Consider the following 24,979-nt stretch of genomic DNA (forward strand, 5'->3'; position numbering starts at 1 on the left):
TGTCGAAGCGGCGTCTCGAAGCATCGTATTCATCATTGGCGTAGCAAATCCCTTCCCACGATCATTCGCATCACCTGGTTCGTCCCTTCGAGGATCGAATGGACGCGCAGGTCGCGCCAGAAACGCTCTATCGGATAATCCTTCAGATAGCCGTAACCGCCGAACAATTGCAGCGCGTCGTTGACGATCTTGCTGCCATTGTCGGTCGCGAGCCGCTTCGCCATCGCCGAGAAGCGCGACTTGTCGGGGGCGTTTGCAGTCACCTTCGCCGCCGCCATATAAAGCAGCGCACGCGCGGCTTCGAGGTCGGTCGCCATGTCGGCGAGCATGAACTGGGTGTTCTGGAAATCCGAAATCGGCTGGCCGAACTGCTGGCGGTCCTTGGTATAGGCGATCGCCTCGTCGAGGCAGCGCTGCGCGCCGCCGAGCGAGCAGGCGCCGATGTTGAGGCGGCCGCCGTCGAGCCCCGCCATCGCAAAACGGAAGCCGTCGCCCTCGGCCCCGACGCGGTTTTCGACCGGCACCTTCACATTGTCGAAGATCACCTGTGCAGTCGGCGAGGCGTTCCAGCCGAGCTTGCGTTCCTTCGCGCCGAAGCTGACGCCGGGCATGTCCTTTTCGATGACGAGGCAACTGATCCCCTTCGGTCCCGGCTGGCCGGTGCGCACCATCGTCACATAAAGGTCGTTGACGCCGGCGCCCGAAATGAACTGCTTGGTGCCGTTGACGACATAATGGTCGCCGTCGAGCGTCGCGGTGGTCTTGAGCGCCGCGGCGTCGGACCCCGAACCAGGTTCGGTGAGGCAATAGCTGGCCATGCGGTCCATCGTGACGAGGTCGGGAAGATATTTCGCCTTCACCGCAGCGCCGCCGAAGCTGTCGATCATCCAGCTCGCCATATTGTGGATCGAGATGAAGGCGCTCGTCGCCGGGCAGCCGTAGGACATCGCCTCCATGATCAATGCCGCCTCGAGCCGACCGAGGCCGATACCGCCCGATTCCTCGCTGACATAGATCGCCGCGAAGCCAAGTTCGGCCGCCTGCTTGATCACGTCGCGGGGGAAATGCGCCTTTTCATCCCATTCGGCCGCAAAGGGCGTGATGGCGTCGGCGGTGAACTTGCGCGCCATGTCCTGGATCGCGCGCTGGTCTTCGGTAAGCTGGAACTGGTCGGTCATATCTCTTCTCTGTCGTCATGCTGACGAAAGTCAGCATCCATTCCGAACTATGGTAAAGGTCGGAAGCCGAGCCTCACGGCCCAATCCTCCCAAAAGGGGCTTTCCTTTTCGATCAAGGCAATCTTCCATTCACGCTTCCACGCCTTGAGTTGCTTTTCGCGCGTGATGGCCGCATCCATGCTCGCGTGCGTTTCGTGGAAAACGAGCCGCTTCACGCCATAGCGTCTGGTGAAACCGCCCGTGAGACCTTCGCGATGCTGATGGACACGCGCCATCAGATCGGACGTCACGCCGATGTAGATCGTGCCGTGACGACCACTCGCCATGATATATACGCAGGGATGCCGCTCGCGCATTTTGCACCTCCCGACGAAGCGCCGAATGGATGCTGACCTTCGTCAGCATGACGATTCTGAGAGGATCGCCTCGGCCTCGATTTCGACTTTCCATTCGGGGCGGATCAGCGCCGGAATGACGAGCATCGTCGCGGCGGGGCGGATCGCGCCGAATATGGCGCCATGCGCCTGTCCGACGCGATCGGCATCGGCGGCGTCGGTGATATACATGCGGGTGCGCACAACGTCGGCGAAGCTGCCGCCCAGGGCTTCGAGCGCTTCGCCGATGATCGTCAGGCAGCGCGCCGCTTGCACTCCGGCGTCGCCAACGGTCGACGAACCGTCGGGCTCGATCGGCGCGCAGCCGGCAACGTCGATGCGATTGCCGACCCGGACCGCGCGGCTGTAACCGTACACGGGCTCAAAGGGCGACGCCGAGCCGTGATTGCGCCGCCAGCCGTCAGCCACACGTAACCTGCGTGATCTTGTAGGCGTCGTCGTACATGACGTTCACCCGGTCCTGCCGATAATCCATCGTCATCGCGCTGCGCGGCGGCCCCCAGCGCAGCGTGCGCGCGCCGGTCGCTTTCAGGATGGCGCCGCCCAGATCGGGGCTCGCGGTCTGGCCGACATAGCTTTGCGCCGCATCGGCGCTGCACGTCATCACGGCCGGCGGCGGCGGCCCGGCATCGGAGGGAGAACCGTCCCCGGTGCCGGCGCAGGCGGCGAGCGGCAGGACGGCAGCGAGGGTCAGAAAACGGATGTCCATCATATATCTCCCTTTCTTCGCAAGTCAGGCACAGCGGGTATAGCGCATCGCGTCGGGCGCGGCACCATCGCCATAATCGCGGCGGACGAGCGTCTTGCCACCGTCGGCGAGGCCGAGCAGCATCAGCCGGTCCCACTGCTGTCCCTCGCCGCTGAATTTATAATCGGCGACGATGCGGTTCGCGTCGCGATCGCGAACCCGCGCCAGATCGCCCGCCGATTCGAAGAAGCGCAGCGTCTTTGCGTCGATCACCAGCGCGGTCAGGTCGGTGCCGGGACGCGCGCCGCAATCCTCCGCCTTCAGCGCCCAGCGACCGCGGATGGCAACCGGAATCGCCTGCCCGCCGATACCGACTCCCGCTTCGGGTGCCTTGGGCGGGGCCACCGACGGATCGGCAACATAGGTGAGGTCGGCATCGCTGGCGCCGCCCGGGGCGGGCGCCGGTTGGGCGGGCGCGTTTTGCGAAGGCCCGGCCGGCGTATCGGCCGCCTGTTCCTGGGCGGTGGGCGCCTTGTTATCAGTGTCATCGCTGCCGCCGCTGCACCCGGCAAGCAGCAACAAGGGAGCGGAAAACAGCCAGCGCGTCATCATTCGATCTCCTGCACGGCGCCAGCGACCGGCTGGCGCCCCCACAGGAAATGCCCGATGACGGGGACCGGTTTCATCGCCCGCGCGCCGTCAGCCCATGGTCGGGATGACGAAGGCGTTGCCGCCGTCAGGCGACCCATCGGGCCAGCGCGCGGTCACGGTCTTGACCTTGGTCCAGAATTTGACCCCCTCCATGCCGTGCTGGTTGGTATCGCCGAACGCCGAGCGCTTCCAGCCGCCGAAGGTGTGATAGGCGACGGGCACCGGAATCGGCACGTTGATGCCGACCATGCCGACATTGACGCGCGCGGCAAATTCGCGCGCGGCGTGGCCGTTGCGCGTGAAGATGGCGACGCCGTTGCCGTACTGATGCTTCGACGGCAGTTCGAGCGCGGTTTCGAAATCGGGCGCGCGGACGATCTGCAGCACCGGGCCGAAGATTTCTTCCTTGTAGCTTTCCATGTCGGGGGTGACATGGTCGAACAGCGTCGGGCCGACGAAGAAGCCCTTTTCATGCCCCTGCAGGCTGAAGCCGCGCCCGTCGACGACGAGCTCGGCGCCCTCTTCGGCGCATTTCGCGATCCAGCCTTCGACCTTTTCCTTGTGCGCCTGTGTCACCACGGGGCCGTAATGCGCATCGGGATCGGTCGATACGCCGACGCGCAGCGCCTCGATCGCGGGGACCAGCTTGTCGCGCAGCCGCTGCGCCGTATCCTCGCCCACCGGCACGACGACGGGCAGCGCCATACAGCGTTCGCCCGCCGAGCCGAAGGCGGCGCCGGTCAGGTCGCTCACCACCTGGTCGAGATCGGCGTCGGGCATGACGATACCGTGATTCTTCGCGCCGCCCATCGCCTGCACCCGCTTGCCCGCGCGCACGCCGCGTTCATAGACATAATGGGCGATGTCCGACGAGCCGACGAAGCTGACCGCGGCGATGTCGGGGTGATCGAGGATGGCATCGACCATTTCCTTGTCACCGTGGACGACCTGGAAAATCCCCTCGGGCATCCCGGCTTCGAGGAACAGCTCGGCCAAGCGGACGGGAACCGACGGGTCGCGTTCGCTGGGCTTCAGGATGAAGGCGTTGCCGACCGCGGTGGCGACCGCGCCCATCCACAGCGGAATCATCGCGGGAAAGTTGAACGGCGTGATGCCGACGCCGATGCCGAGCGGCTGGCGCATCGAATAGACGTCGATGCCGGGGCCGGCGCCCTGCGTATATTCGCCCTTCAGCACATGCGGGATGCCGCAACAGAATTCGACGACCTCCAGCCCGCGCTGGATGTCGCCCTTGGCATCGGCGATCACCTTGCCATGTTCGGCCGAGAGCATCTGGGCAAGCTCGTCCATATTGGCCTCGACCAGCCGCTTATATTCGAACATCACCCGCGCGCGGCGCTGGGGATTCACCGCGGCCCAGGCCGGCTGCGCCGCCTTGGCCGCCGCGACCGCGCGATCGAGGAGCGCCTTGTCGCCAAGCGCCACCTGCGCCTGAACGCCGCCATTGTTCGGATCGAGCACGTCGCCGAGCCGTCCTGCATTGCCGCCGGCACCGCCGACGATGTGATGATCGATCTGTCGCATGAGGGTCGAGTCTCCCGTTTCTGACGTGTCGCAGCCACAAACCAAAACAAGCGCGATTGCAAGGGATAGACTTGCAGCCTTGTCCTGCATATTTGCAGCATATGGATTGGGACAGCCTGCAATATTTCCTGATGGTCGCGCGTCATGGCACGCTGGCGCGGGCCGGCCAGGCGCTCCACGTCGACGCCACGACGGTCAGCCGCCGCATCAGCGCACTGGAAAGCGCCTTGCAGCAGACACTGTTCGAACGTGCGCCGACGGGTTTCGTTCTGACCGCGGCCGGCCGGGCGCTCGTCCCGCACGCCGAAGCGATGGCGGCAGCGGCCGCGCGCATCCATTCGGCAGGCGAGGGCGGCGCGGCGCTGTCGGGGCAATTGCGGATCAGCGTCTCGGAAGGTTTTGGGGGCAGCTTCATCGCGCCGCGCCTCGCCGCCTTCGTCGCGGCGCACCCCGAGCTCGAGATCGACCTTGTCGCTTCGTCGGGTTTCCTCAACCCCTCGCGCCGCGAGGCCGATATGGCGGTGCTGCTCGCGCGGCCCCGCAAGGGCCCGCTGATCACGCGCAAGCTCGCGGACTATAGCCTCGGCCTCTACGTTGCCGCCGACCGCCGCGACTGGCATCGGGCGGTCGAAGCGGCGCCGCTGTCGCGTACCGGTATTCCCGTCGTCGGCTATGTCCCCGACATCCTTTATGCCCCCGAACTCGACTATCTGGGCGAGATCGAACCGGGGCTGCGCGCCGGCATCCGATCCTCTTCGATCCTCGCGCAGCGGCGGATGATCGCGGGCGGTGCCGGGGTCGGCGTCCTGCCCTGCTTCCTTGCCGCGGGCGACCCCGCGCTCGTCCGCGTCCGCCGCGACCAGACGATCGCGCGCGCCTTCTGGCTGGCGCTGCACCGCGACATCGCACCGCAGCCGCGGATCCGCGCCTTCATCGACTGGCTCGACGCCGAAGTGCAGGCCGCACGCACGCTGTTCGTCCCCGAACCAGGAAAATTGTCGTAATTTGTCGCAAAGCCGCCACGGGGCTTGCATGGTGCGGCGCAATAGGTTGAATAGGCGCCCTTCCCCCCGCCTACCCCGGCGGTTTCGACACGAGACAACAGACTATGCTGCACAAGAAGCCGCTGCTCCTTGCCGGAGCGCTGTGCGCGATGACGCTTTCGCTCGGCGCCTGTTCGGGCAAGGACGACAAGGCCGGCAACCGCGCCGCGCAGGTCGGCTTTGTCGTGGTGCGCGAGCAGGCTGTGCCGATCACCACCGCGCTCGGCGGCCGCACCGTTGCCTTCGAAACGAGCGAAGTCCGGCCGCAGGTAAACGGCATCGTCCGCCAGCGCCTGTTTACCGAGGGGGGGACGGTTCGCGCCGGCCAGCCGCTGTTCCAGATCGACGCGAGCCTTTACAAGGCGGCGGTCGATCAGGCGGCGGCCAATCTGGCGAGCGCGCGCGCGAGTGCGCAGGCGGCGGAAGAAAAGGCCAAGCGCTTCGAACCGCTCGCCAAGATGCAGGCGGTGGCCGAACAGGATTACACCGACGCACTGGCGCAGGCGCGCGTCGCGCGCGCCGCCGTCGCGCAGAGCGCCGCATCGCTCGAAACCGCCCGGATCAACCTGCGCTATTCGACGATCACCGCGCCGATCGGCGGCCATATCGGCCGCTCGCTCGTCACTCCCGGCGCGCTCGTCAGCGCCAGCCAGGCGACGCCGCTCGCGGTGATCCAGCGCACCGATCCCATGTATGTCGACATCCAGCAATCGGCCGCCGACATGACGCGCCTGCGCCAGTCGCTCGCCAGCGGCGGCGTGACCGCAGGCAGCACGAGCGTCCGGCTGAAGCTGGAGGACGGCAGCGATTACGGCTTGCCCGGCACCGTCCAGTTTTCCGAAGTGACGGTGAACGAAGCGACGGGAACGGTGACGCTGCGCGCGCGCTTCCCCAACCCTTCGGGCCTGCTGATGCCCGGCATGTTCGTGACCGCGCTGTTCGATCAGGCGGTAAACCCCGCGGCGATGCTGGTGCCGCAGGCCGCGGTGCAGCGCGATTTCGACGGATCGGCCTTCGTCTATCTGGTCGGCAAGGACAATAAGGCCGAACGGCGCAAGGTCGAGGCAGACCGCACGGTCGGCGCGAACTGGGTCGTCACCGGCGGGCTGAAGCCGGGCGACCGGGTCATCACGCAGGGGGTCGGCAATCTGAAGCAGGGATCGGCGATCAAGCCGGTGCCCGCGACCAGTCCGCAGCGGGTGGGGGCGCCCGCGGGGAAGAGCGCCGACAAGAGCGCCGCGACGAAAGGACAATAACGCCCCATGTCGCGCATTTTCATCGATCGGCCGATCTTCGCCTGGGTGCTGGCGATCGTCGTCATGCTCGGCGGGCTCGGCGCGCTGTTTTCGCTGCCGATCGAACAATATCCCGATATCGCGCCGACGCAGGTCAATATCCGCGCCAGCTATCCCGGCGCCTCCGCCGAGACGATCGAGAACAGCGTCACGCAGGTGCTCGAGCAACAGCTCACTGGCATCGACGGCCTGCTCTATTTCGGCTCGCAGTCAAGTTCGCGCGGGCAGGCGACGATTACCGCCATCTTCGCCAAGGGCACCGATCCCGACATCGCGCAGGTGCAGGTGCAGAACAAGATCGCCTCCGCCATCTCGCGCCTGCCGCAACAGGTGCAGAGCCAGGGCGTGCGCGTCACCAAGTCCAATTCGGATTCGCTGCTGCTTGTCGGCGTCTATGACACCACCGACACGCGATCGAACCAGGATGTGTCCGACTATCTGTCGTCGAACGTGCAGGATCCGCTGTCGCGCGTCGAAGGCGTCGGCGACGTCAATGTCTATGGCTCGCCGCATGCGATGCGCATCTGGCTGAACCCGCAGCGGCTCGCCGCGGTGTCGCTGATGCCCGGGGACGTCGTCACCGCGATCACCGCGCAGAACAGCGAGGTCGCGGCGGGCGAAGTCGGCGGCACCCCGGCGCCCGAGGGGCAGATGCTGAATGCGACCGTAACCGCGCAGTCGCGGTTGCAGACGCCCGAAGAGTTCGAGAATATCGTGCTCAAGACGCTGCCCGACGGGTCGACTGTAAGGATCAGAGACGTCGCGCGGGTCGAGGTCGGCGCCGAAAATTACGGCACCATCGTGCGCATCAACGGCCATCCGGGTGCGGGCATCTCGATCTCGCTGTCGCCCGGCTCCGACGCGCTGGAAACCGCCGACCGGGTCAAGACGCGCGTTGCCGAACTGGCGCAGGATTTTCCCGACGGCCTGACCTATGCCTATGCCAACGACGCCACCGCCTTCATCAAGCTGTCGGTGAGCGAAGTGCAGAAATCGCTGTTCGAGGCGATCCTGCTTGTCGTGCTGGTGATGTTCGTCTTCCTGCAAAGCTGGCGCGCGGTGCTGATCCCGGCGATCGCGGTGCCGGTCGTGCTGCTTGGCACCTTCGGCGTCTTCTATATCGCCGGTTTCACGATCAACACGCTGACCCTGTTCGGCCTGACGCTCGCGATCGGCCTGCTCGTCGACGACGCGATCGTGGTGGTCGAGAATGTCGAGCGGCTGATGGAAGAGAATCCCGGCATGTCGGCGCGCGAGGCGACGATCCAGTCGATGAAGGAATTGCAGGTCGCACTGATCGCGATCGCGATGGTGCTGTCGGCGGTGTTTCTGCCGATGGCCTTTTTCGGCGGATCGACGGGCGTCATCTATCGCCAGTTCTCGATCACCATCGTGTCGGCGATGGCGCTGTCGGTGCTCGTCGCGCTGATCCTCAGCCCGGCGCTGACCTCGACCCTGCTCAAACCGCGCAGCCATGGCGGGGACGAGGATCGGCCGCACCGTTTCCCGCGCCTGCACGCCGCGATGATCCGCGCCCGCGACGGCTTCAACACGCGGTTCGAACGCACGGTCCGCGGCTATGTCGGCAGCGTGACCCGCGTCGTCGACCGCAAATGGCTGTTCCTTGGTATCTACGCCATCATTCTGGTGCTGCTGGTGCTGATGTTCGTGCGCCTGCCGACCGGCTTTCTGCCCAATGAGGATCAGGGCCGCGTTTCGGTGCAGTTCCGCTTGCCCGCCGGCGCGACGCAGGAACGCACGCTCGCCGTGCGCGACAGCGTCGAAAAATATCTGCTGAGCCAGGAAAAGGCCAATGTCGGCGCGCTCTTCCTCGTCGCGGGCGGCGGCGGGGGCGGTGCGACCGGCCAGAATACCGGCCAGGGCTTTTTGAACCTCGTCCACTGGGACGACCGGCCCGGCAAGGAGAACACTGCCGACGCGATCGCCGACCGGACGCGCAAGGCGCTGTCGGGCCTGCGCGACGCGCAGGTTTTCGCCCTCGTTCCCGGCGCGGTGCGCGGTCTTGGCGATTCGTCGGGCTTTACGATGGAGTTCCAGAACCGCAGCGGGATGAGCCGCGCCCAATTCGTCGCGGCGCGCGACCGGCTGCTCGACATGGCCAATGCCAATCCCAAGCTTACCTCGGTGCGGCTCAGCGACCTTCCCGATGTTGCGACGTTGAAGGTCGATATCGATACGCAGCGGCTGACCGCCTATGGCCTCAGCAACGGCGACGTGAACAACACGCTGGCGACCGCCTGGGGCGGCCGCTACGTCAACGACTTCATCGACAAGGGCCGCGTCAAGCGCGTCTATGTCCAGGGCGACGCCGCCTATCGCGCCAAGCCCGACGACATCGGGCAATGGTATGTCCGCTCGTCCGATGGCGAGATGTCGCCCTTTTCCGCCTTTTCCAGCATCGGCTGGTCGACCACCCCGGCAAGCACGTCGCGCTTTCAGGGCGTCCCGGCGTTCGAAATTTCGGGGCAGGCCGCCGCCGGCGTCAGTTCGGGCGAGGCGATGGACGAGATGGAGCGGATGGCGGCCGAAATTCCCGGCACCAGCGTCGCCTGGGCGGGCGCTTCCTATCAGGAACGCCTGTCGTCGGGGCAGGCGCCCCTGCTCTATGGCCTGTCGCTGCTCGTCGTCTTCCTCTGCCTTGCCGCGCTTTACGAAAGCTGGTCGATCCCGCTTGCGGTGCTGCTCATCATTCCGCTGGGGCTGGTCGGCGCGGTTTTCGCGGTGACGCTGCGCGGGCTGGAAAACGACGTCTATCTGCAGATCGGGTTGCTGACGACGATGGGACTGGCGGCGAAGAATGCGATCCTGATGATCGAGTTCGCCGAACAGGAGGAACGCAAGGGCCGCCGCGTTATCGAGGCAGCGGTCGAGGCGGCGCGCATCCGTTTGCGTCCGATCCTGATGACCAGCTTTGCCTTCATCTTCGGCGTCCTGCCCCTCGCCATCGCAACCGGTGCGGGGGCCAACAGCCGCGTTGCGATCGGTACGTCGGTGATCGGCGGCATGCTGACTGCCGCGCTGCTCGCCATTTTCTTCATCCCGCTCTTCTTCGTGCTCGTGCGCCGCGGCGTGCGCGACGGGCTCGCCGCGCTGCGCCGGCGCTTCGGCAAAAAGGACGGCGGCGCGGAGGTGACGGCATGAAACGCGCGCCCTTCCTGATGATCGCAGCGCCGCTGATGCTCGCGGGCTGTTCGCTTGCGCCGAAGACGGCGTTACCGCCGCCCCCGGTGCCGCAAGGCTGGCCGGTCGGCGACGCCTATCTGATCGAGAGCGAGGCAGCGCTGCCGATCCTGTCCTACAAACAGCTGTTCACCGACGCGCGGCTCCAGTCGCTCGTCGAACAGGCGCTCGCGAACAATCGCGACCTGCGCACCGCCTATGCCAATCTGGCGGCGGCGCGCGCGCAGGTGCGGGTCAGCCGGGCGGCGCAATTCCCGGCGATCGGCGTCAGCGCGAGCGGCGACTATGCCGACCGTGGCGGCACCGGCGGCACGGGCGGCGCGGGCAGCAGTTTCGCGCTGCAAGGCGGGGTCACCGCCTTCGAACTCGACCTGTTCGGGCGCCTCGCCAACGCGAATGCCGCCGACCGCGACCGCGCGCTGGCGACCGAGGCCGCGTCGCGCACCGTGCGGCTGAGCCTGATTGCCGATCTTGCCAATGCCTGGGCCGCCTATGGCGCCGACCGCGACCTGCTCGCCATTGCGCAGGAAACCGCGACCAATGCGCGCGAAAATGTCCGGCTGACGAAGGCGCGGCTCGACGGCGGCGTCGCGCCCCGCACCGACCTCAGGCAAGCCGAACAGATATTGGCGACCGCCGAGGACGCGATCGCGCAGCAGCAGACTGCGATCGCGCAGGACGAAAATCTGATCCGCCTGCTCGTCGGCGGCGATGTCGATCCGGCGCTGTTCCCCGCCAGCCTGGCCGAGGTGACGCCTGCGGTTGCGGCGCCCCCGGCCGGGATGCGGTCGGAAATCCTGTTGCGGCGGCCCGACGTGATCCAGGCCGAATATCTGCTGCGCGCCGCCAACGCCGATATCGGCGTCGCGCGCGCGCGGCTGTTCCCGACGATTTCGCTGACCGGCCTGCTGGGCTTTGCCAGCGACGCGCTGTCGAGCCTGTTCGACAAGGGCTCCTTCGCCTGGTCGGCGGGCGGCGATGCCAGCGCCTCGATCTTCGATTTCGGTGGCCGCCGCGCCGGGGTGGCGGTGAGCGAGGCGCAGCGCGATGCCGCGCTTGCCAGCTATGAAGGCGCGATCCAGACCGCCTTTCGCGAAGTCGCCGACGCCCTCGCGGTGCAGGGCACAATCGCCGAGCGCGTCCGCGCCGCCGCCGCCAACACCGAAGCCGCGGCCGATACGGCGAGACTCAGCGATGCGCGCTACAAGGGCGGGGTCGACAGTTTCCTCGCCAGCCTCGACGCGCAGCGCAGCCTCTATGCCGCGCGGCGCAGCGAAATCGCGACGGGCCTGCTGCTCGTCCAGACCCGCATCGCCCTGTTCCGCGCGCTCGGCGGCGACAGCAGCGTGGGGTCCGCGGCGCCTTAGAGCGCAATCCAGAAGCGAATCCCGACTCCGCTTGACAACCCCATCCGCTCGCGCGCTAATAGAACAAATCAGGAACATTATGCGCGAGTCGTCTTCCTCTCTCGCCGCGCTGCGCCAACGCGTCGCCCGGCTCGCCGATAGCGGCGCCCCGTCCGGCGGGGGCGATGGCGGCTGGCTGGCGAGCGGCCATGCGGATTTCGATGCGGCGATCGGCGGTGGGCTGGCGATCGGCAAGACGCATGAATTTTTCGCAGCCGACGCGCTCGATGCGACGAGCGCCGCCGCCTTTGCCGCGTTGCTCGCGCTGCGTACGCCCGGCGCGGCGCCGCTGCTGTGGCTGCGCACCGCCGATGCCGCACGGCGCGCAGGGCATATCTATGCGCCCGGCATCGCCGAGCTTGGCGGCGACCCCGACCGGCTGCTGCTCGTCGAAACCGCCGACCCCAAAATGCTCCTCGCCTGCGCCAATGACGCGGTGCGGTGCGGCGGATCGGCGGCGGTTATCGTCGAAAGCTGGGGAGCGTGGCCCGCGCTCGACCTGACCGCGGGGCGGCGGCTGGCACTCGGTGCGCGCGATGCGGGGACCGTGCTGCTGATGCTGCGCCTCAACACCCTTCCCGCGCCCAGCGTGGCGGAAACGCGCTGGACGATCGCCGCCGCGCCCTCGACCGCGCTCGAGGCCGATGTGCCGGGCGCCCCGGGCTTCACCCTCGACCTGATACGCTGGCGCGGCGGCCCCGCGGGCGCCCGCTGGCAGATGGAATGGAATCGCGATGAGCAAGTCTTCCGGGGGGCGGCGCTATCTGGCGCTCTTCTTCCCGTGGCTCCCGGCCGAACGGCTGTGCCGCGCCGCGCCGCCGCCTGACGCCCCGATCGTCTTTGCCGAAAAGCAGCGCGGGGCGCTCCGTCTTGCGAGCGTCGATCCGCACGCCGCGGCGCTGGGGCTCGGCCCCGGCATGCCGCTCGCCGATGCTCGCGCGCAGGTCGGCGACCTTGCCGTCGTGCCGCACGATCCCGTCGCCGATGCCGCCTGGCTCGACCGGCTCGCGCAAGGCTGCGCGCGCTACACGCCGCTCGTCGCGCTCGATGCCCCCGACGGGCTGATCCTCGACATCGCGGGCGCGGCGCATCTGTTCGGCGGCGAAGCAGGACTTGTCGCCGATGTCGAAGGGCGCATGGACCGGCTGGGAATGACCCTGCGCAGCGCGCTTGCCGGGACCGCCGATGCGGCGCGCGCGCTCGCGCGCTACCAGGCGCTCCCCGCCCCCGACGAGGCCGCGGCGGTGCGCCGCCTGCCCGTCGCGGCGCTGGGGTTGGAGGCGGAGGCGACGACCGCGCTCGTCCGCGCGGGGCTCAAAACGATCGGCGATCTTTCGGGCCGTCCGGTCGCCGCAATCGCCGCGCGCTTCGGGGCCGAGGCGGCGAACGCGCTGCGCCGGTTGCTCGGCGATGCGCCGAGCCCGCTCGACCCGCGCATCCGGCCCCCGCCGATCGTCGTCGAGCGCCGTTTCGCCGAACCGCTGGGCAGCAGCGCCCATGCCGCTGCGGTGCTCGCCGAGCTTGCCGCCGAGGCTGCCGTCGCGCTTGGCGAACGCGGCAAGGGCGGACGCCATTTTCGCGCGACCTTCTTTCGCAGCGACGGGCTCGCGCGCAGCATCGCGATCGAAACCGGCCAGCCGACGCGCGACGCCGATCTGGTCATGCGTCTGTTCGCCGAACGGATCGACAGCCTGCGCGACCCGATCGACCCCGGTTTCGGTTTCGACATGATCCGCCTCGCCGTCCCGCGGATCGAGGCGCTGGGTGCCGGCCAGCTCAGGCTCGAGGGCGGGGCGGCGAACACCGCGCGGGGCGCCGCCGCCGTCGACGAACTCGCCGACCGGCTGGCGACCCGGCTGGGGCGCGGGCGCGTCCGGCGGCTGCGCAGCGCCGATACCCATATCCCCGAACAGGCGCAGCTTGCCTTTCCCGCGGTCGAGGCGCCGCCGCCGACGCCTTGGCCCGCGACCGAGCCGGGCGAACCGCCACTGCGCCCCTTTCACCTGTTCGATCCGCCGCAGCCGATCGAGGTGATCGCCGAAGTCCCCGACGGCCCGCCGCAGCGCTTCCGCTGGCGCCGCACGCTCCATGCGGTGCGCCGCTTCGAAGGCCCCGAACGCATCGCCGCCGAATGGTGGCGCCGCCGCGACAATGCCGGGCTGACGCGCGACTATTACCGCGTCGAGGATGCGCAGGGCCGCCGTTACTGGCTGTTCCGCCACGGCCTCTACGATGAAAAGCCCGACCCGCGCTGGTATATTCACGGGGTCTTTGCATGAGCGCGCCTTGTCCCGACGCCGATCCCGGTTTCGCCGAGCTGGTCGCTGCGACCAACTACAGCTTCCTGCGCGGCGCCTCGCACCCCGCCGAAATGGTCGCGCGCGCGCTCGAACTCGGCATGACAGGCATCGGCATCGCCGACCGCAACAGCGTCGCAGGCGTGGTGCGGGCCTGGGCCTTCCTGAAAGAACTGCAGGTCAAGCAGCCGGAGGCGGTGGCGGGATTCCGGCTGGTCGTCGGCGCCCGGCTCGCGTTCGCCGACGAGACTCCCGACATTATCGCTTATCCGGTGAGCCGCCATGGCTGGGGCCGACTGACGCGCCTGTTATCGACCGGCAATCTGCGCGCGCAGAAGGGCGACTGCATCCTTCACCTCGAAGATCTGCTCGCGCATTGCGACGATCTGTTGCTGATCGCAACGGGTGGCGACGAGGCCCTGCTGCGCCAGCTCAAGCATGCACGTCCGAAATCGGTCTGGCTCGCCGCGACCATGCCCCGGGGCGGCGCCGACGCGCGGCGGCTGGCGCGACTGCACCGTCTGGCGGCGGCGGTGAACATCCCGCTGCTTGCCACCAGCGATGCGCTCTACGCGACCTCCGCGCAGCGCCCGCTCCACGACATCGTCACCTGTATCCGCGAGGGCACGACACTTCACAAGGCGGGCCGGCGTCTCCACGCCAATGGCGAACGCCATCTGAAAGCGCCGGCCGAGATGCGCCGGCTGTTCGCGGCCTGTCCGGAAGCGGTCGAGCAAAGCGCGCGACTGCTCGACCGTATCGGCTTCGCGCTCGACGAACTGCGCTACGAATATCCGCACGAGCCGGTACCGCCGGGATGGAAGCCCTTCAACTATCTGCACCATCTGGTGAAGACAGCGGCCGAGGCGCGCTATGGCACGCCCTTGCCGGCGAAAGTCCGCAAGCTGATCGGCAACGAACTGCGGCTGATCCGGCGGCGGAATTACGTCTATTATTTCCTCACCGTCCACGATCTCGTCCGTTTCGCGCGCGCGCAAGAACCCCCGATCCTCTGTCAGGGGCGCGGATCGGCGGCCAATTCGATTGTCTGCTTCCTGCTCGGCGTCACCTCGGTCGATCCGATGCAGCACGACCTGCTCTTCTCCCGCTTCGTCTCGGCCGAGCGCGATGAGCCGCCCGACATCGACGTCGATTTCGAGCATGAGCGGCGCGAGGAAGTGATCCAATATATCTACCGCCGCTACACGCGCGACCGCGCCGCGATCGCCGCAACCGTCATCCACTATCGCCCGCGCAGCACGATCCGCGAGGTCGGCAAGGCGCTGGGCCTCAGTGAGGATGTGACCGCGCGGCTCGCCGATACGAGCTGGGGGAGCTGGGGCGACGAGGTGCCGGTCGAACGGCTGGCCGAAGCCGGGCTCGACCCCCATAATGGCGAGATCGAGCGCTTGCACCGCTTCGTCGGCGAATTGCTGAAGGCGCCGCGCCACTTGTCGCAGCATGTCGGCGGCTTCGTGCTGACCCAGGGGCGGCTCGACGAACTGGTGCCGATCCACAATGCCGCGATGGAGGACCGCACCTTCATCGAATGGGACAAGGACGACATCGATGCGCTCGGCCTGATGAAGGTCGATGTTCTCGCGCTCGGGATGCTGACCTGCATTCGCAAATGCTTCGACCTGATGCGTGCGCACGGGCTGGGCGACCATACGCTGGAGGTCGACATCGATTGCGGCGACGAGGCCGTCTATGAGATGCTCCAGCGCGGCGACAGCATCGGGGTGTTTCAGGTCGAGAGCCGCGCCCAGATCAACATGTTGCCGCGCCTGAAACCCAGGATATTCTATGACCTTGTCGTGCAGGTCGCGATCGTCCGGCCGGGCCCGATCGAGGGCGACATGGTCCACCCCTATCTGCGCCGGCGATGCGGCGAGGAGCCGGTTGAATTCCCCGAGCCTGCCCCGCCGCACCCACCCGACGAACTGCACGACGTGCTCGGCAAGACCTTCGGCGTGCCGCTATTCCAGGAACAGGCGATGAAGCTGGCGATGGTGGCCGCCGATTTCACGCCCGAGGAGGCCAATGGTCTGCGCCGCGCGATGGCGACCTTTCGCAACGTCGGGACGATCGAGAATTTCCGGGACAAGATGATCGGCGGCATGGTGCGGCGGGGCTACACGCAGGATTTCGCCGAACGCTGTTTCAAGCAGATCGAGGGCTTTGGCAGCTATGGCTTCCCCGAAAGCCATGCGCAGTCCTTTGCGCGGCTTGTCTATGTCTCGTCATGGATCAAGCATTACCACCCCGCCGTTTTCACCTGCGGCCTGCTCAATTCGCAGCCGATGGGCTTTTATGCGCCGGCGCAGCTTGTCCGCGATGCGCGCGAGCATGGCGTCGAGGTGCGCGCGGTCGACGTCAATTCCAGCGATTGGGACAGCAGCCTCGAACCCCGCGCCGACGGCAGCCTCGCCCTGCGGCTCGGCTTTCGGCAGGTGGAGGGGTTTCGCGCCGAATGGGCGAAGCAGATTGCCGACGCGCGCAACACGCCCTTCGCATCGGTCGAGGAACTCGCACGCCGCGCGAACCTGCCGCCGCGCGCGCTGCGCCTGCTCGCCGATGCCGACGCATGCCGGTCGATGGGGCTCGAACGGCGCCCCGCGCTATGGGATGCGCGGCGCGTCCGTCAGGGGGTGCTGCCGCTGTTCGGTGCGGCGGGCGCCGACGAACTGGGCACTGAAGACGATGCACGCCTGCCGCCGACCCCCCCGGTCGAACAGGTGCTGACCGATTATCAGACGACGCGCCTGTCGCTGAAGGGCCATCCGATGGCCTTTCTGCGTCCCGCCTTCGCGCGCGAAGGCGTACTGAGCGCGGGCGAGGTTGCGGCGGCGAAGAACGGGTCGATCGTCCGCACCGCGGGGGTCGTGCTGATCCGCCAGCGGCCGGGCAAGGGAAATGCGATCTTCATCACCATCGAGGATGAGGGCGGGATCGTGAATATCCTGCTGTGGGCGCGTCATTTCGAACGCTATCGCCGCGCCGTCATGGCGTCGCGGCTGATGCTGGCCGAAGGCGAGGTGCAGCGCAGCAAGGAAGGCGTCATCCACCTGATGGCGACCCGCATCGTCGATCGCACCGCGATGCTCGACGCCCTGGGCAGCGATCGCGGCTTCGATCCCGACTTGTGCCGGGCCGACGAGGTCAAGCACCCGCAAATGCCGCGCGGCCGCACGCCGGGCGCGCGGCACGGCCATCCTCGCAACGTCCGCATCCTGCCCAAGTCACGGGATTTTCATTGAAGCGGGGGGCCTCCGCCCCGCACGCAAAAAGATGCCCCGGCTGTGGGGAGCCGGGGCATCCGATCAGGCTATTAAAGGGACCAACCAAATATAGCCTGAGATGTTTGCGATGTTCCGCGCTTAGCGCAGCAGGTTCATCACACCCTGGGCGCTCTGGTTCGCCTGGGCGAGCATCGCCGTCGAAGCCTGCGACAGGATCTGCGCCGCCGCCAGCTTCGTCGATTCAGCCGAGAAGTCGGCATCTTCGATGCGCGAGCGCGATTCGTCCAGATTGGTGACACGCGACGTCAAATTATCGACAGCCGCTTCAAGACGGTTCTGCTGCGCACCGAGGTTGGCGCGTTCGCCGGCGACCGTGGTGATCGCGGTGTCGAGCGTCGCCAGTGCACCGGTCGCGCCGGAAGCCGTGGCAACCGAAAGCGCGTTGACGCCCAGCGTCGTCGCATCGAGCTTGCCGATCGTGATGTTCACGTTTTCACCGGTGTTGATGCCGGTCTGGATATCGAAGCCTGCGGTGACGCTGCCGTCGAGCAGTTTGTTGCCGTTGAACGTCGTCTGGCCGACGATGTCGCCGATCTGCGAGATCAGCGCGGTAACTTCCTTCTGCACCAGACCGCGGTCGGCATCGCTGAGAGTACCGGTCGAAGCCTGCATCGCCAGGTCGCGCATACGAACCAGGATGTCCGAAACGCTGCCAGCAGCGCTGTCGGCGGTCTGCGCCAGCGAAATGCCGTCGTTGGCATTGCGGATCGCCTGGGTGAAGCCGCGCGAGGCAGCCTGCATGCGAGTTGCGACGGCGAGGCCGGCGGCGTCGTCCTTGGCGCTGTTGATGCGCTTGCCGCTCGACAGACGTTCCATAGCCTGCGACTGCATGCGATTGGCAACACGCGAGCTGTTCTGGGCGCGAAGCGCGCTCACATTGGTGTTGATGACAGTCATAATGTTCCTTTCCGGCCCCTTGGCCATTCCCGTGGTGTGAGGGCTCAGCGAGCGGTCACGAAAGCTGTAACGGCGGCGGCGGCGGTGGATTAAGCCGGCGCGTCAAAAAAACGCCGCGGAGCGCGGGGCGCGACAGAAGCACTCTATCAAACATCTGTTTTTCAACGAAAATAATTTTTGGCACGGGCTTTGCATTACTCTTTGTGCGTGCGGCGAACCGCCGCGCACCAGGACGGATGAAAGCTTATGAGCACGATTGACCAGAGCCGACTGCTGCAAATGCGCAGTTCGATTCTCAATCAGAACCAGGCGCTGCAACGCGCCGCCGGCGGCGCGGCTGCGGGCGGCGCCGCGGGTGCCGGTGCGGCGCCCGATTTCGGATCGGCGATCGCCAGCGCACTGCAGCAGGTCAATACCCAGCAGGCGAAAGCGAGCGACCTCAGCGAAGCCTATGAACGCGGCGACACGCACGACATCGTCAGCGTGATGATCGAACGCCAGAAGGCCTCGCTCGGCTTCGAAACCACGTTGCAGGTCCGCAACAAGCTGCTGTCCGCCTATCGCGACATCATGAACATGCCGGTGTAATCCATGGCCGAAGCTCAACTCCTTGCCCCCGTTGCCGATACGAACCGGCTGCCCCTCCCCGCGATGGGTGGCCGCTTTGCGCCGGTCCAGCAGTTCGTCCGCCAGCCCGCCGTCCAGCGCGCCCTGCCCGCGATCGCCACGACGACCGCGATCGGCCTTGCCGCGCTCGCCTATTTCATGACCCAGTCGGCGCCGCAGGCGCAGCTCTTCGCCGGGCTCGACGACAGCGACAAGGCCGCCGTCGCCGACGCGCTCCAGTCGCAGGGGATCGGCCACACCATCGATCCGACGACCGGCGCGCTGACCGTCGATGCCGACAAACTGTATCAGGCGCGCATCGCGCTCGCCGGGCAGGGATTGCCCAAGGCGCAGCCGAGCGGAGACAGCCTGATCGCCTCGCTCCCGATGGGGTCGAGCCGCGCGATCGAAGGCGAAACGCTGCGCTCGGCGCGCGAAGCCGATCTTTCCCGCACGATCGAGACGATCGACGCGGTCAAGACCGCGCGCGTCCACATCGCCGCCGCCGAACCCAGCCTGTTCGTCCGCGACGACAAGCCCGCCACCGCGTCGGTGATGCTGACGCTGCAGAACGGCCGCAGCCTCAGCGACGCGCAGGTTCAGGGCATCCGCTTCCTCGTCGCCTCTTCGGTTCCCGGCATGAACGCCGACGAGGTCCAGGTGATCGACCAGCGCGGCGCCCTGCTTTCCGACGGCGCCAGCAGCGGCGACATGAAGAGCTTCCAGCTTCAGATGCAGATGGAGGACCGTTTCCGCCGCGCGCTCGAAACGCTGCTCGGCCCGATGCTCGGTTCGGGCAATTATTCGGTCGAGGTCCACGCCGACGTCGACATGTCGGAAAGCCAGGCGACGCGCGAAAGCTTCCCCGAGAACGACCGCGCGCTGCGCACCGAACAGGTGAGCCGGGTCGTCAGCGGCCAGAGCACACCGCCCGCCGTCGGCATCCCCGGCGCGCTGTCGAACCAGCCGCCGCAGGCAACTACGGTTACGAACAATGCCCCCGCGCCGACGCCCGCCGGCGCGCCGACCACCGACACGCAGAGCAACGAAAATTCGGCCCGCGCCTATGAGGTCGGCCGCGAAATCTCTGTCACGCACCAGCCACAGGGCCGCCTGAAGCGCCTGTCGATCGCGGTCGCGCTCAACCAGGGCCAGAAGGCGCTGACCCAGGCCGACCTCGCCAAGATCGAGGGGCTGGTGAAAGGCGCGGTCGGATATGACCAGACGCGCGGCGACGTCGTCGCGATCAGCCAGCGTCCCTTTGCAAAGGTCGACGATGTCCCTCCAGCCTTCTACGACCAGCCGTGGTTCATGCCGCTCGCCAAGCAGATCGGCGCCGTGCTCGCTGCGCTGCTCGCCTTTCTGTTCATCGGCCGTCCGATGATCAAGTCGGCCAAGCAGCGCGCCGCCGCGCGCGCCGAACGCGATGCCGAAATCGAACAGTCGCTGCTCACCGCCACCGAAAACCGCGCCGCGCTCGACGCGCCGCGCGGCGGCAGCGCAATCACGCTCGAGATGATCGAGGCTGCACCGAGCTATGAAGCGCGCGCCAATCTGGTCCGCGCCTTCGTCCGCCAGGATTCGGCGCGCGCCGCGCTCGTCGTCCGCCAGCTGATGCAGGAGGGCGCCCATGGCTGACGACACCGACGTCGCCGGCGAGATCGCACCCGCGGTCGGCCTGCGCCCCGCCATCGAAGGATCGGCCGCCGCCGCGATCCTGCTGATGCTGCTCGAGGAAGGCGACGCCGCCACGATCCTCAAGCATCTCGATCCCGATGAAGTGCGCCAGCTTGCCAAGGGCATGTTCGACGCCGCCAACGCCAGCGAAACGCAGATCGAACAGGCACTCGACCAGTTTGTCGTGCGCAGCCGCGACGTCAGTGCGCTCGCCATCGGCGCCGAAACGCGTATCCGCACCGTCATCAATCAGGCGGTGGGCAATGTCCGCGCCGACAATATCCTGGCCGCGGTCGCGCCGCAGTCGAGCGCCGCGTCGCTTGAAATGCTGCGCTGGATGGATGTCGAGGCGATCAGCGCGTTGCTGGCGAGCGAACATCCGCAGGTCGGCGCGCTGATCCTGTCGGTGCTGATCCCCGACGTCGCGGCGCGCGCGATCGAAACGCTGGACGAAGTCCTGCAGGCCGATCTGGTGCTGCGCGCGGCGCAGCTTACCACCGTCCCCGCCGCCGCGATCGAGGATCTGGAATCGGTTCTCGCCTCCGCCAATGTCGGCGGCCAGCGCGTCGCCAAGCAGCCGATCGGCGGCCCGAGCGACGTCGCGAAGATCATGAAGAAAATGCCCAAGTCGCTGTCCGAACGCACGATCCGCGCGCTCAAGAAGCAGGACAAGCTGCTCGCACAGGCGATCGAGGAAGAGATGTTCATCTTCGAAAATCTGCGCGAACTCGACAAGAAGAGCATCGGCACGGTGCTGCGCTCGGTCGATGCCGCGATCCTCGCGGTCGCGCTCAAGGGCACCGACGCCGACATGGTCGATCTGTGCCTGTCGACGATGTCGCAGCGCGCATCGGAAACGATCCGCGACGAAATGGCCGAAATGACGATGGTCAAGCGCACCGACGTCGACGAGGCGCAGAAGTCGATCATGCAGATCGTCCGCCAGATGGCGGCATCGGGCGAAATCATGCTCGCGGGCGGGGGCGACGATTATGTCTGATCTCGCGGCCGAATCGACCGTTGCCGCACTGGCGCATGCGATGGCGCGCGACGGCGGCTTTCGCCCGCTGCAATTCGGCCAGCCGCGCAGCGCTCCGCTGACGCCGGTCGCCGAAGCGGCGGCCGAGCCCGCCGACGATCCCTTTTCGCGCGGGCTTGCCGAAGGCCAGCGCCTCGCCGAAGCCGCCTTTGCGGTCGAACGCCAGCAATTGCTCGCGATGGTCGCCGCCGCCGAAGCGCTGCAGGACGAACCGAGCGAGGAACTCGCGCAGCTGATCGCCGAAACGGTCGAGCGGCTCGTCCGCCAGATCGTCGAGGCGGCGCCGATCGAGGCCGACTGGCTGCGCACTCAGGCCGAAACCGCCGCCGCGCTGGTCGCCGAAGCCGACAAGGCGCGCACCCTGTGGGTCAATCCCGCCGACGCCGTGCTGCTCATCGACGCGCCGATCGCGCTGCCGATCGAAAGCGATCCGTCGATGGCGCGCGGCACCGTCCGCGTCGAAACTTCGGCCGGCTGGATCGAACATGGCCGCGCGGTCTACCTGGACGAGCTGCGTGCCGCGCTCGGCAGCCAGGGCGCCGCCGCATGACGCGCCGCCTCGCCATGTCCGCGCGCCAGTTGCTCGACCCCGTCGACCTCAGCGACGCATCGCCGCGCCGCATCGGCACGCTCGTCGCGCACGAAGGCATCATGCTGGAAGTATCGGGCTTTCCCCAGCCGCTCGGCAGCAATGTCCGCATCAAGTCGGCGAACAACGAATATGTGAACGGCGAGGTCGTGGGCTTTCGCGGACACCGCAGCCTCGTGCTGCCCTTCGACACCAACATGCCGCTCGTCACCGGCGCGCCGGTCGAACCGCATGGCGCGTCGAGCATGGTGACCGTCGGCAAGGCGCTGCTCGGCCGCATCATCGACGCGCAGGGCAATCCGCTCGACGGTCGCCCGCCGGTCAAGTCGCAGTTCCAGTGGCCGCTCGCGGGCCGCAAGGTCAATCCGCTGCGCCGCGGCCGCGTGACCAAACCGCTCAACATGGGCGTGCGCGCGATCAACGGCCTGCTCACCGTCGGCGAAGGCCAGCGCGTCGCGATCATCGCGGGGTCGGGCGTCGGCAAGTCGGTGCTGATGGGCCAGATGATCGCAGGCACCGAGTGCGACGTGATCGTCGTCGGCCTGATCGGCGAGCGCAGCCGCGAGGTCAGCGACTTCGTCGAGACCAAGCTGCCGCCCGCCGTCCGCAAGAAATCGGTGGTCGTCGCGGTTCCCGCCGACCATCCGCCGCTGCTCCGCCTGCGCGCCGCGATGCGCGCGACCGCGATCGCCGAAGCCTTTCGTCAGGACGGCAAGAAGGTGCTGCTGCTGATCGACAGCTTGACCCGCGTAGCGCACGCGCAGCGCGAGATCGGGCTGACACTGGGCGAACCGCCGACGATGAAGGGCTATCCGCCCTCAACCTTCGCGCTCATCCCCTCGCTCGTCGAACGCGCGGGCAACGACCGCCTCACCGGCGGGTCCATCACCGCGCTCTACACCGTACTCGCCGATGGCGGCGACATCGAGGATCCGGTCGTCGATTCGGCGCGCGCGATCGTCGACGGTCATATCATCCTGTCGCGCCAGCTTGCCGAACAGGGCGTCTATCCCGCGATCGACATCGCCCGGTCGCTGTCGCGCACCATGGCCGATTCGGTCGATGCCGATCACGCCGCCGCCGCCGCGCGCTTCCGCCAGCTCTGGTCCGCCTATGAAGAGAATCGCGACCTTATGCTGATGGGCGCCTATGTCGCCGGCACCGATCCGGTGCTCGACACCGCCATCGCGCGGCGCGCCGACCAGCTTGCATTCGTTACCCAGCCCGCCGGCGCCCAGGTCGATTTCCAGACCGCACGCCAGTCACTCATCGAAGGATATTCTGCATGACCGCTCGCACCGCACGCCGCAAACGTATCATTCGCGTGCGCACCGTCGAACATCAGATGGCGGAGGCCAATCTGGCGCGCGCCAATGGCGAGCTTGCGAGCCTCGTCGAGCTGTCGCGCCGCCTCGAGGCGCTGCGCGCCGACCTCGCGGTCGCCCGGGGCGTCGTCGCGGGCCGCGCGCTCAATACGGTCGGCGAGCTCGGCGTGCGGCTCGACATGGCGAAGGAAAATCTTGCAACCCCGCTGGTCAACGCCAGCGCGCGCCGCGACGAAATGGGCGTGCTCGCGCAGAGCGCGCTGATGAAGGAAGAATCGGCGGTGCGCCTCTATGAACGCAGCCGCAAGTCGGCCGAAGTCGAGATGGAACGCCGCGCCGACGCGAACCGCCCGCACCGCCGCCGCACGATGAGCCTGCGCCTGGTCGAAGGCGGCCCGGAATGATGCCCGGTCTGCCCCAGAGCGCGAGCCAGCCCGGCTTCGCGGCCTTTCTGGCCAATATCGGCCAGGCGCCGGCCAGCGGCACGGGCGAGGACGGCGGCTTCAGCCAGCTCCTCGCCGCGCTTCCCGGAGCCGCGACGATTGGCAAGACCGGCACGCCCGGCGCTGCGCCGATCGGCGATACTCAGGCGACGGCGACGGCCGCGAGCGTGATCGCGCTCGCAGGGGCCGGAGCGGCAGGCGCAGCGGCGCCGACAGCGGATGCCGTGCCGGCTACGGCCGCCAACCCCGACGGCACCCCCGCCGCCGAGACGCCGCACGTCGTGACACCCGATTTCGCCGCCATCGTCGGCGGCAAAAAACTCGCCACCGATACCAAGGCGGCACCCGCCGCCGATACCGAAGCGGCGCCCGCGATCCCGGCCGACGACACGTCGCCCAAGGCCGCACCCAAGCGTGCCGGCCCGGACGTTTCGCAACCCGATGCGCAGGATGCCGCGGCCCACGCCGCCACCCTGCTCGCCGCCCTCACCGGCAACCCCGCCAAGCCAGCCGCCACCGATCCGGCGAAGGCCGGCACCGGCGATGCCGATGCCGAAGCGACCGATGGCGCGCCCGCGACCGACACCGTCACGACGGCAGAGACGACGCTTCCTGCCGCGCCGCTGCCCGTCAATCCGGCGCCTGCCGCCGCGAATGGCGTGGCGCCCGAAGCCTCCGCGCCGGTTGCTAACAAGCCCGCGAAGGCTGCCAAGCCTGCACTTGCCCCGGCCGCGCCGCAAGGCCGCGACGCCCCCGCCGCACCCGCGGTAACGCCTGCGAAGGCCGAGAGCGCCACCGCTACGCCGGCGCCCGCCGCCGAACCCGCGGCCAAGCCGATCCGTGCCGAAGGCGGGGCTTCCATGACCGTGCTGTTCAATCAGCCCGCCGCGTCCGGCGCCACAAGCATCGGCGCCCCGGCGCAGGCGGCGCCGCTCGCCGAACGCACGCTCGACTTGACGAGCGACGATCGCTGGATCGCGCAGCTCGCCGCCGATATCGCCGCGACCAAATCGGACAAGGGCGACCTCAGCTTCCGCCTGATGCCGCGCCACCTCGGCCGGCTCGACGTCGCGATGAAACTCGACGGCGACGGCGTGTCGATGAAGCTCGACACCCAGCATGAAAGCACCGCCGCGATCGTCGCCGCCGCACAGCCGCGACTGGTCGAAGATCTCCGCCAGCAGGGCGTCCGCGTTGCCGGTGCCGAAGTGACCTGCACCCCCGATCAGGCCGGGCGCCCGTCGCTCGCCCAGGGTCAGGGACAGGGCCAGAACCAGGGACGCGGCGCTGCGCCCGACGCGAGCCATTTGATCGAAACCGCCAATGATCGCGCCGACGCGCGCGATGACGACAGCGCCGCGAACCGCCGCGGCCGCTTTGCCTGATATCGAAAGGAACCGAC

The 24,979-nt window shown here is 67.8% G+C and carries 21 protein-coding genes; 14 read left to right on the plus strand and 7 right to left on the minus strand.

Features of this window, described 5'->3' with window-relative positions:
• Positions 1–32 precede the first annotated feature (32 nt).
• The 6 genes from EBMC1_RS04670 to EBMC1_RS04695 all read right to left on the minus strand — a co-directional run bounded on the left by EBMC1_RS04670 (position 33) and on the right by EBMC1_RS04695 (position 4,457).
• The gene (locus tag EBMC1_RS04670; RefSeq protein ID WP_003041380.1) at positions 33–1,178 is read right to left on the minus strand and encodes an acyl-CoA dehydrogenase family protein; all 1,146 of its coding nucleotides are present in this window, start codon (positions 1,176–1,178) and stop codon (positions 33–35) included.
• 47 nt (positions 1,179–1,225) lie between these two features.
• Entirely contained in the window at positions 1,226–1,534 is a 309-nt protein-coding gene (locus EBMC1_RS04675; protein ID WP_003041383.1) for a GIY-YIG nuclease family protein, read from the minus strand.
• A 42-nt stretch (positions 1,535–1,576) separates the two neighbouring features.
• Positions 1,577–1,981, minus strand: coding sequence for a RidA family protein (locus EBMC1_RS04680; protein ID WP_003041387.1), 405 nt, complete (start codon positions 1,979–1,981; stop codon positions 1,577–1,579).
• Entirely contained in the window at positions 1,974–2,285 is a 312-nt protein-coding gene (locus EBMC1_RS04685; RefSeq protein ID WP_003041392.1) for an I78 family peptidase inhibitor, read from the minus strand. Before EBMC1_RS04685 ends, EBMC1_RS04680 begins: the two co-directional genes overlap by 8 nt.
• Before the next feature lie 21 nt (positions 2,286–2,306).
• Positions 2,307–2,873, minus strand: a complete 567-nt coding sequence (locus EBMC1_RS04690) for a hypothetical protein (RefSeq protein WP_231292864.1) — start codon at positions 2,871–2,873, stop codon at positions 2,307–2,309.
• Between the two features lie 87 nt (positions 2,874–2,960).
• Positions 2,961–4,457 carry a CoA-acylating methylmalonate-semialdehyde dehydrogenase gene (locus tag EBMC1_RS04695; protein ID WP_003041397.1) on the minus strand — a complete coding sequence of 499 codons (1,497 nt, stop codon included), beginning with the start codon at positions 4,455–4,457 and terminating at the stop codon, positions 2,961–2,963.
• Between the two features lie 101 nt (positions 4,458–4,558).
• On the opposite strand from EBMC1_RS04695, the gene EBMC1_RS04700 reads away from it, so the two are divergent.
• From EBMC1_RS04700 to EBMC1_RS04730, 7 genes are all read left to right on the plus strand, one after another.
• Positions 4,559–5,461, plus strand: coding sequence for a LysR family transcriptional regulator (locus EBMC1_RS04700; protein WP_003041401.1), 903 nt, complete (start codon positions 4,559–4,561; stop codon positions 5,459–5,461).
• Between the two features lie 104 nt (positions 5,462–5,565).
• On the plus strand, positions 5,566–6,756 hold the full coding sequence (locus EBMC1_RS04705) for an efflux RND transporter periplasmic adaptor subunit (protein WP_003041403.1): 1,191 nt from the start codon (positions 5,566–5,568) through the stop codon (positions 6,754–6,756).
• Positions 6,757–6,762: 6 nt separating this feature from the next.
• Positions 6,763–9,957 carry an efflux RND transporter permease subunit gene (locus EBMC1_RS04710; protein ID WP_003041405.1) on the plus strand — a complete coding sequence of 1,065 codons (3,195 nt, stop codon included), beginning with the start codon at positions 6,763–6,765 and terminating at the stop codon, positions 9,955–9,957.
• Positions 9,954–11,363 carry an efflux transporter outer membrane subunit gene (locus EBMC1_RS04715; RefSeq protein WP_003041409.1) on the plus strand — a complete coding sequence of 470 codons (1,410 nt, stop codon included), beginning with the start codon at positions 9,954–9,956 and terminating at the stop codon, positions 11,361–11,363. Before EBMC1_RS04710 ends, EBMC1_RS04715 begins: the two co-directional genes overlap by 4 nt.
• 79 nt (positions 11,364–11,442) lie before the next feature.
• A complete protein-coding gene (locus tag EBMC1_RS04720; RefSeq protein WP_003041412.1) occupies positions 11,443–12,228 on the plus strand; it encodes an ImuA family protein in 786 nt (261 codons plus the stop codon).
• The gene (locus EBMC1_RS04725; protein ID WP_003041413.1) at positions 12,137–13,681 is read left to right on the plus strand and encodes a Y-family DNA polymerase; all 1,545 of its coding nucleotides are present in this window, start codon (positions 12,137–12,139) and stop codon (positions 13,679–13,681) included. The genes EBMC1_RS04720 and EBMC1_RS04725 overlap by 92 nt, the downstream gene beginning before the upstream one ends.
• Positions 13,678–16,959, plus strand: coding sequence for an error-prone DNA polymerase (locus EBMC1_RS04730; protein WP_003041416.1), 3,282 nt, complete (start codon positions 13,678–13,680; stop codon positions 16,957–16,959). Before EBMC1_RS04725 ends, EBMC1_RS04730 begins: the two co-directional genes overlap by 4 nt.
• A gap of 120 nt (positions 16,960–17,079) precedes the next feature.
• Here EBMC1_RS04730 and EBMC1_RS04735 read toward each other — a convergent pair whose 3' ends face one another.
• Entirely contained in the window at positions 17,080–17,898 is an 819-nt protein-coding gene (locus tag EBMC1_RS04735) for a flagellin N-terminal helical domain-containing protein (RefSeq protein ID WP_003041418.1), read from the minus strand.
• Positions 17,899–18,144: 246 nt separating this feature from the next.
• Between EBMC1_RS04735 and fliE the strand changes: the two genes are divergently transcribed.
• The 7 genes from fliE to EBMC1_RS17745 are packed head-to-tail and all read left to right on the plus strand — an operon-like array spanning position 18,145 to position 24,962.
• Positions 18,145–18,486: a flagellar hook-basal body complex protein FliE gene (gene fliE, locus EBMC1_RS04740; RefSeq protein ID WP_003041419.1), complete on the plus strand. Its 342-nt coding sequence runs from the start codon at positions 18,145–18,147 to the stop codon at positions 18,484–18,486.
• Between the two features lie 3 nt (positions 18,487–18,489).
• Positions 18,490–20,142 carry a flagellar basal-body MS-ring/collar protein FliF gene (gene fliF / locus EBMC1_RS04745; protein ID WP_003041421.1) on the plus strand — a complete coding sequence of 551 codons (1,653 nt, stop codon included), beginning with the start codon at positions 18,490–18,492 and terminating at the stop codon, positions 20,140–20,142.
• Positions 20,135–21,181, plus strand: coding sequence for a flagellar motor switch protein FliG (locus EBMC1_RS04750; RefSeq protein WP_003041423.1), 1,047 nt, complete (start codon positions 20,135–20,137; stop codon positions 21,179–21,181). Before fliF ends, EBMC1_RS04750 begins: the two co-directional genes overlap by 8 nt.
• Positions 21,174–21,770: a FliH/SctL family protein gene (locus EBMC1_RS04755; RefSeq protein WP_003041425.1), complete on the plus strand. Its 597-nt coding sequence runs from the start codon at positions 21,174–21,176 to the stop codon at positions 21,768–21,770. The genes EBMC1_RS04750 and EBMC1_RS04755 overlap by 8 nt, the downstream gene beginning before the upstream one ends.
• On the plus strand, positions 21,767–23,098 hold the full coding sequence (locus EBMC1_RS04760) for a FliI/YscN family ATPase (RefSeq protein ID WP_003041427.1): 1,332 nt from the start codon (positions 21,767–21,769) through the stop codon (positions 23,096–23,098). Before EBMC1_RS04755 ends, EBMC1_RS04760 begins: the two co-directional genes overlap by 4 nt.
• Positions 23,095–23,538, plus strand: a complete 444-nt coding sequence (locus tag EBMC1_RS04765) for a hypothetical protein (protein WP_003041429.1) — start codon at positions 23,095–23,097, stop codon at positions 23,536–23,538. Before EBMC1_RS04760 ends, EBMC1_RS04765 begins: the two co-directional genes overlap by 4 nt.
• A complete protein-coding gene (locus EBMC1_RS17745) occupies positions 23,535–24,962 on the plus strand; it encodes a flagellar hook-length control protein FliK (protein ID WP_003041431.1) in 1,428 nt (475 codons plus the stop codon). Before EBMC1_RS04765 ends, EBMC1_RS17745 begins: the two co-directional genes overlap by 4 nt.
• Positions 24,963–24,979: the final 17 nt, after the last annotated feature.

Origin of the sequence: Sphingopyxis sp. MC1 (assembly GCF_000371385.1) — a bacterium.
Lineage (GTDB): Bacteria > Pseudomonadota > Alphaproteobacteria > Sphingomonadales > Sphingomonadaceae > Sphingopyxis > Sphingopyxis terrae.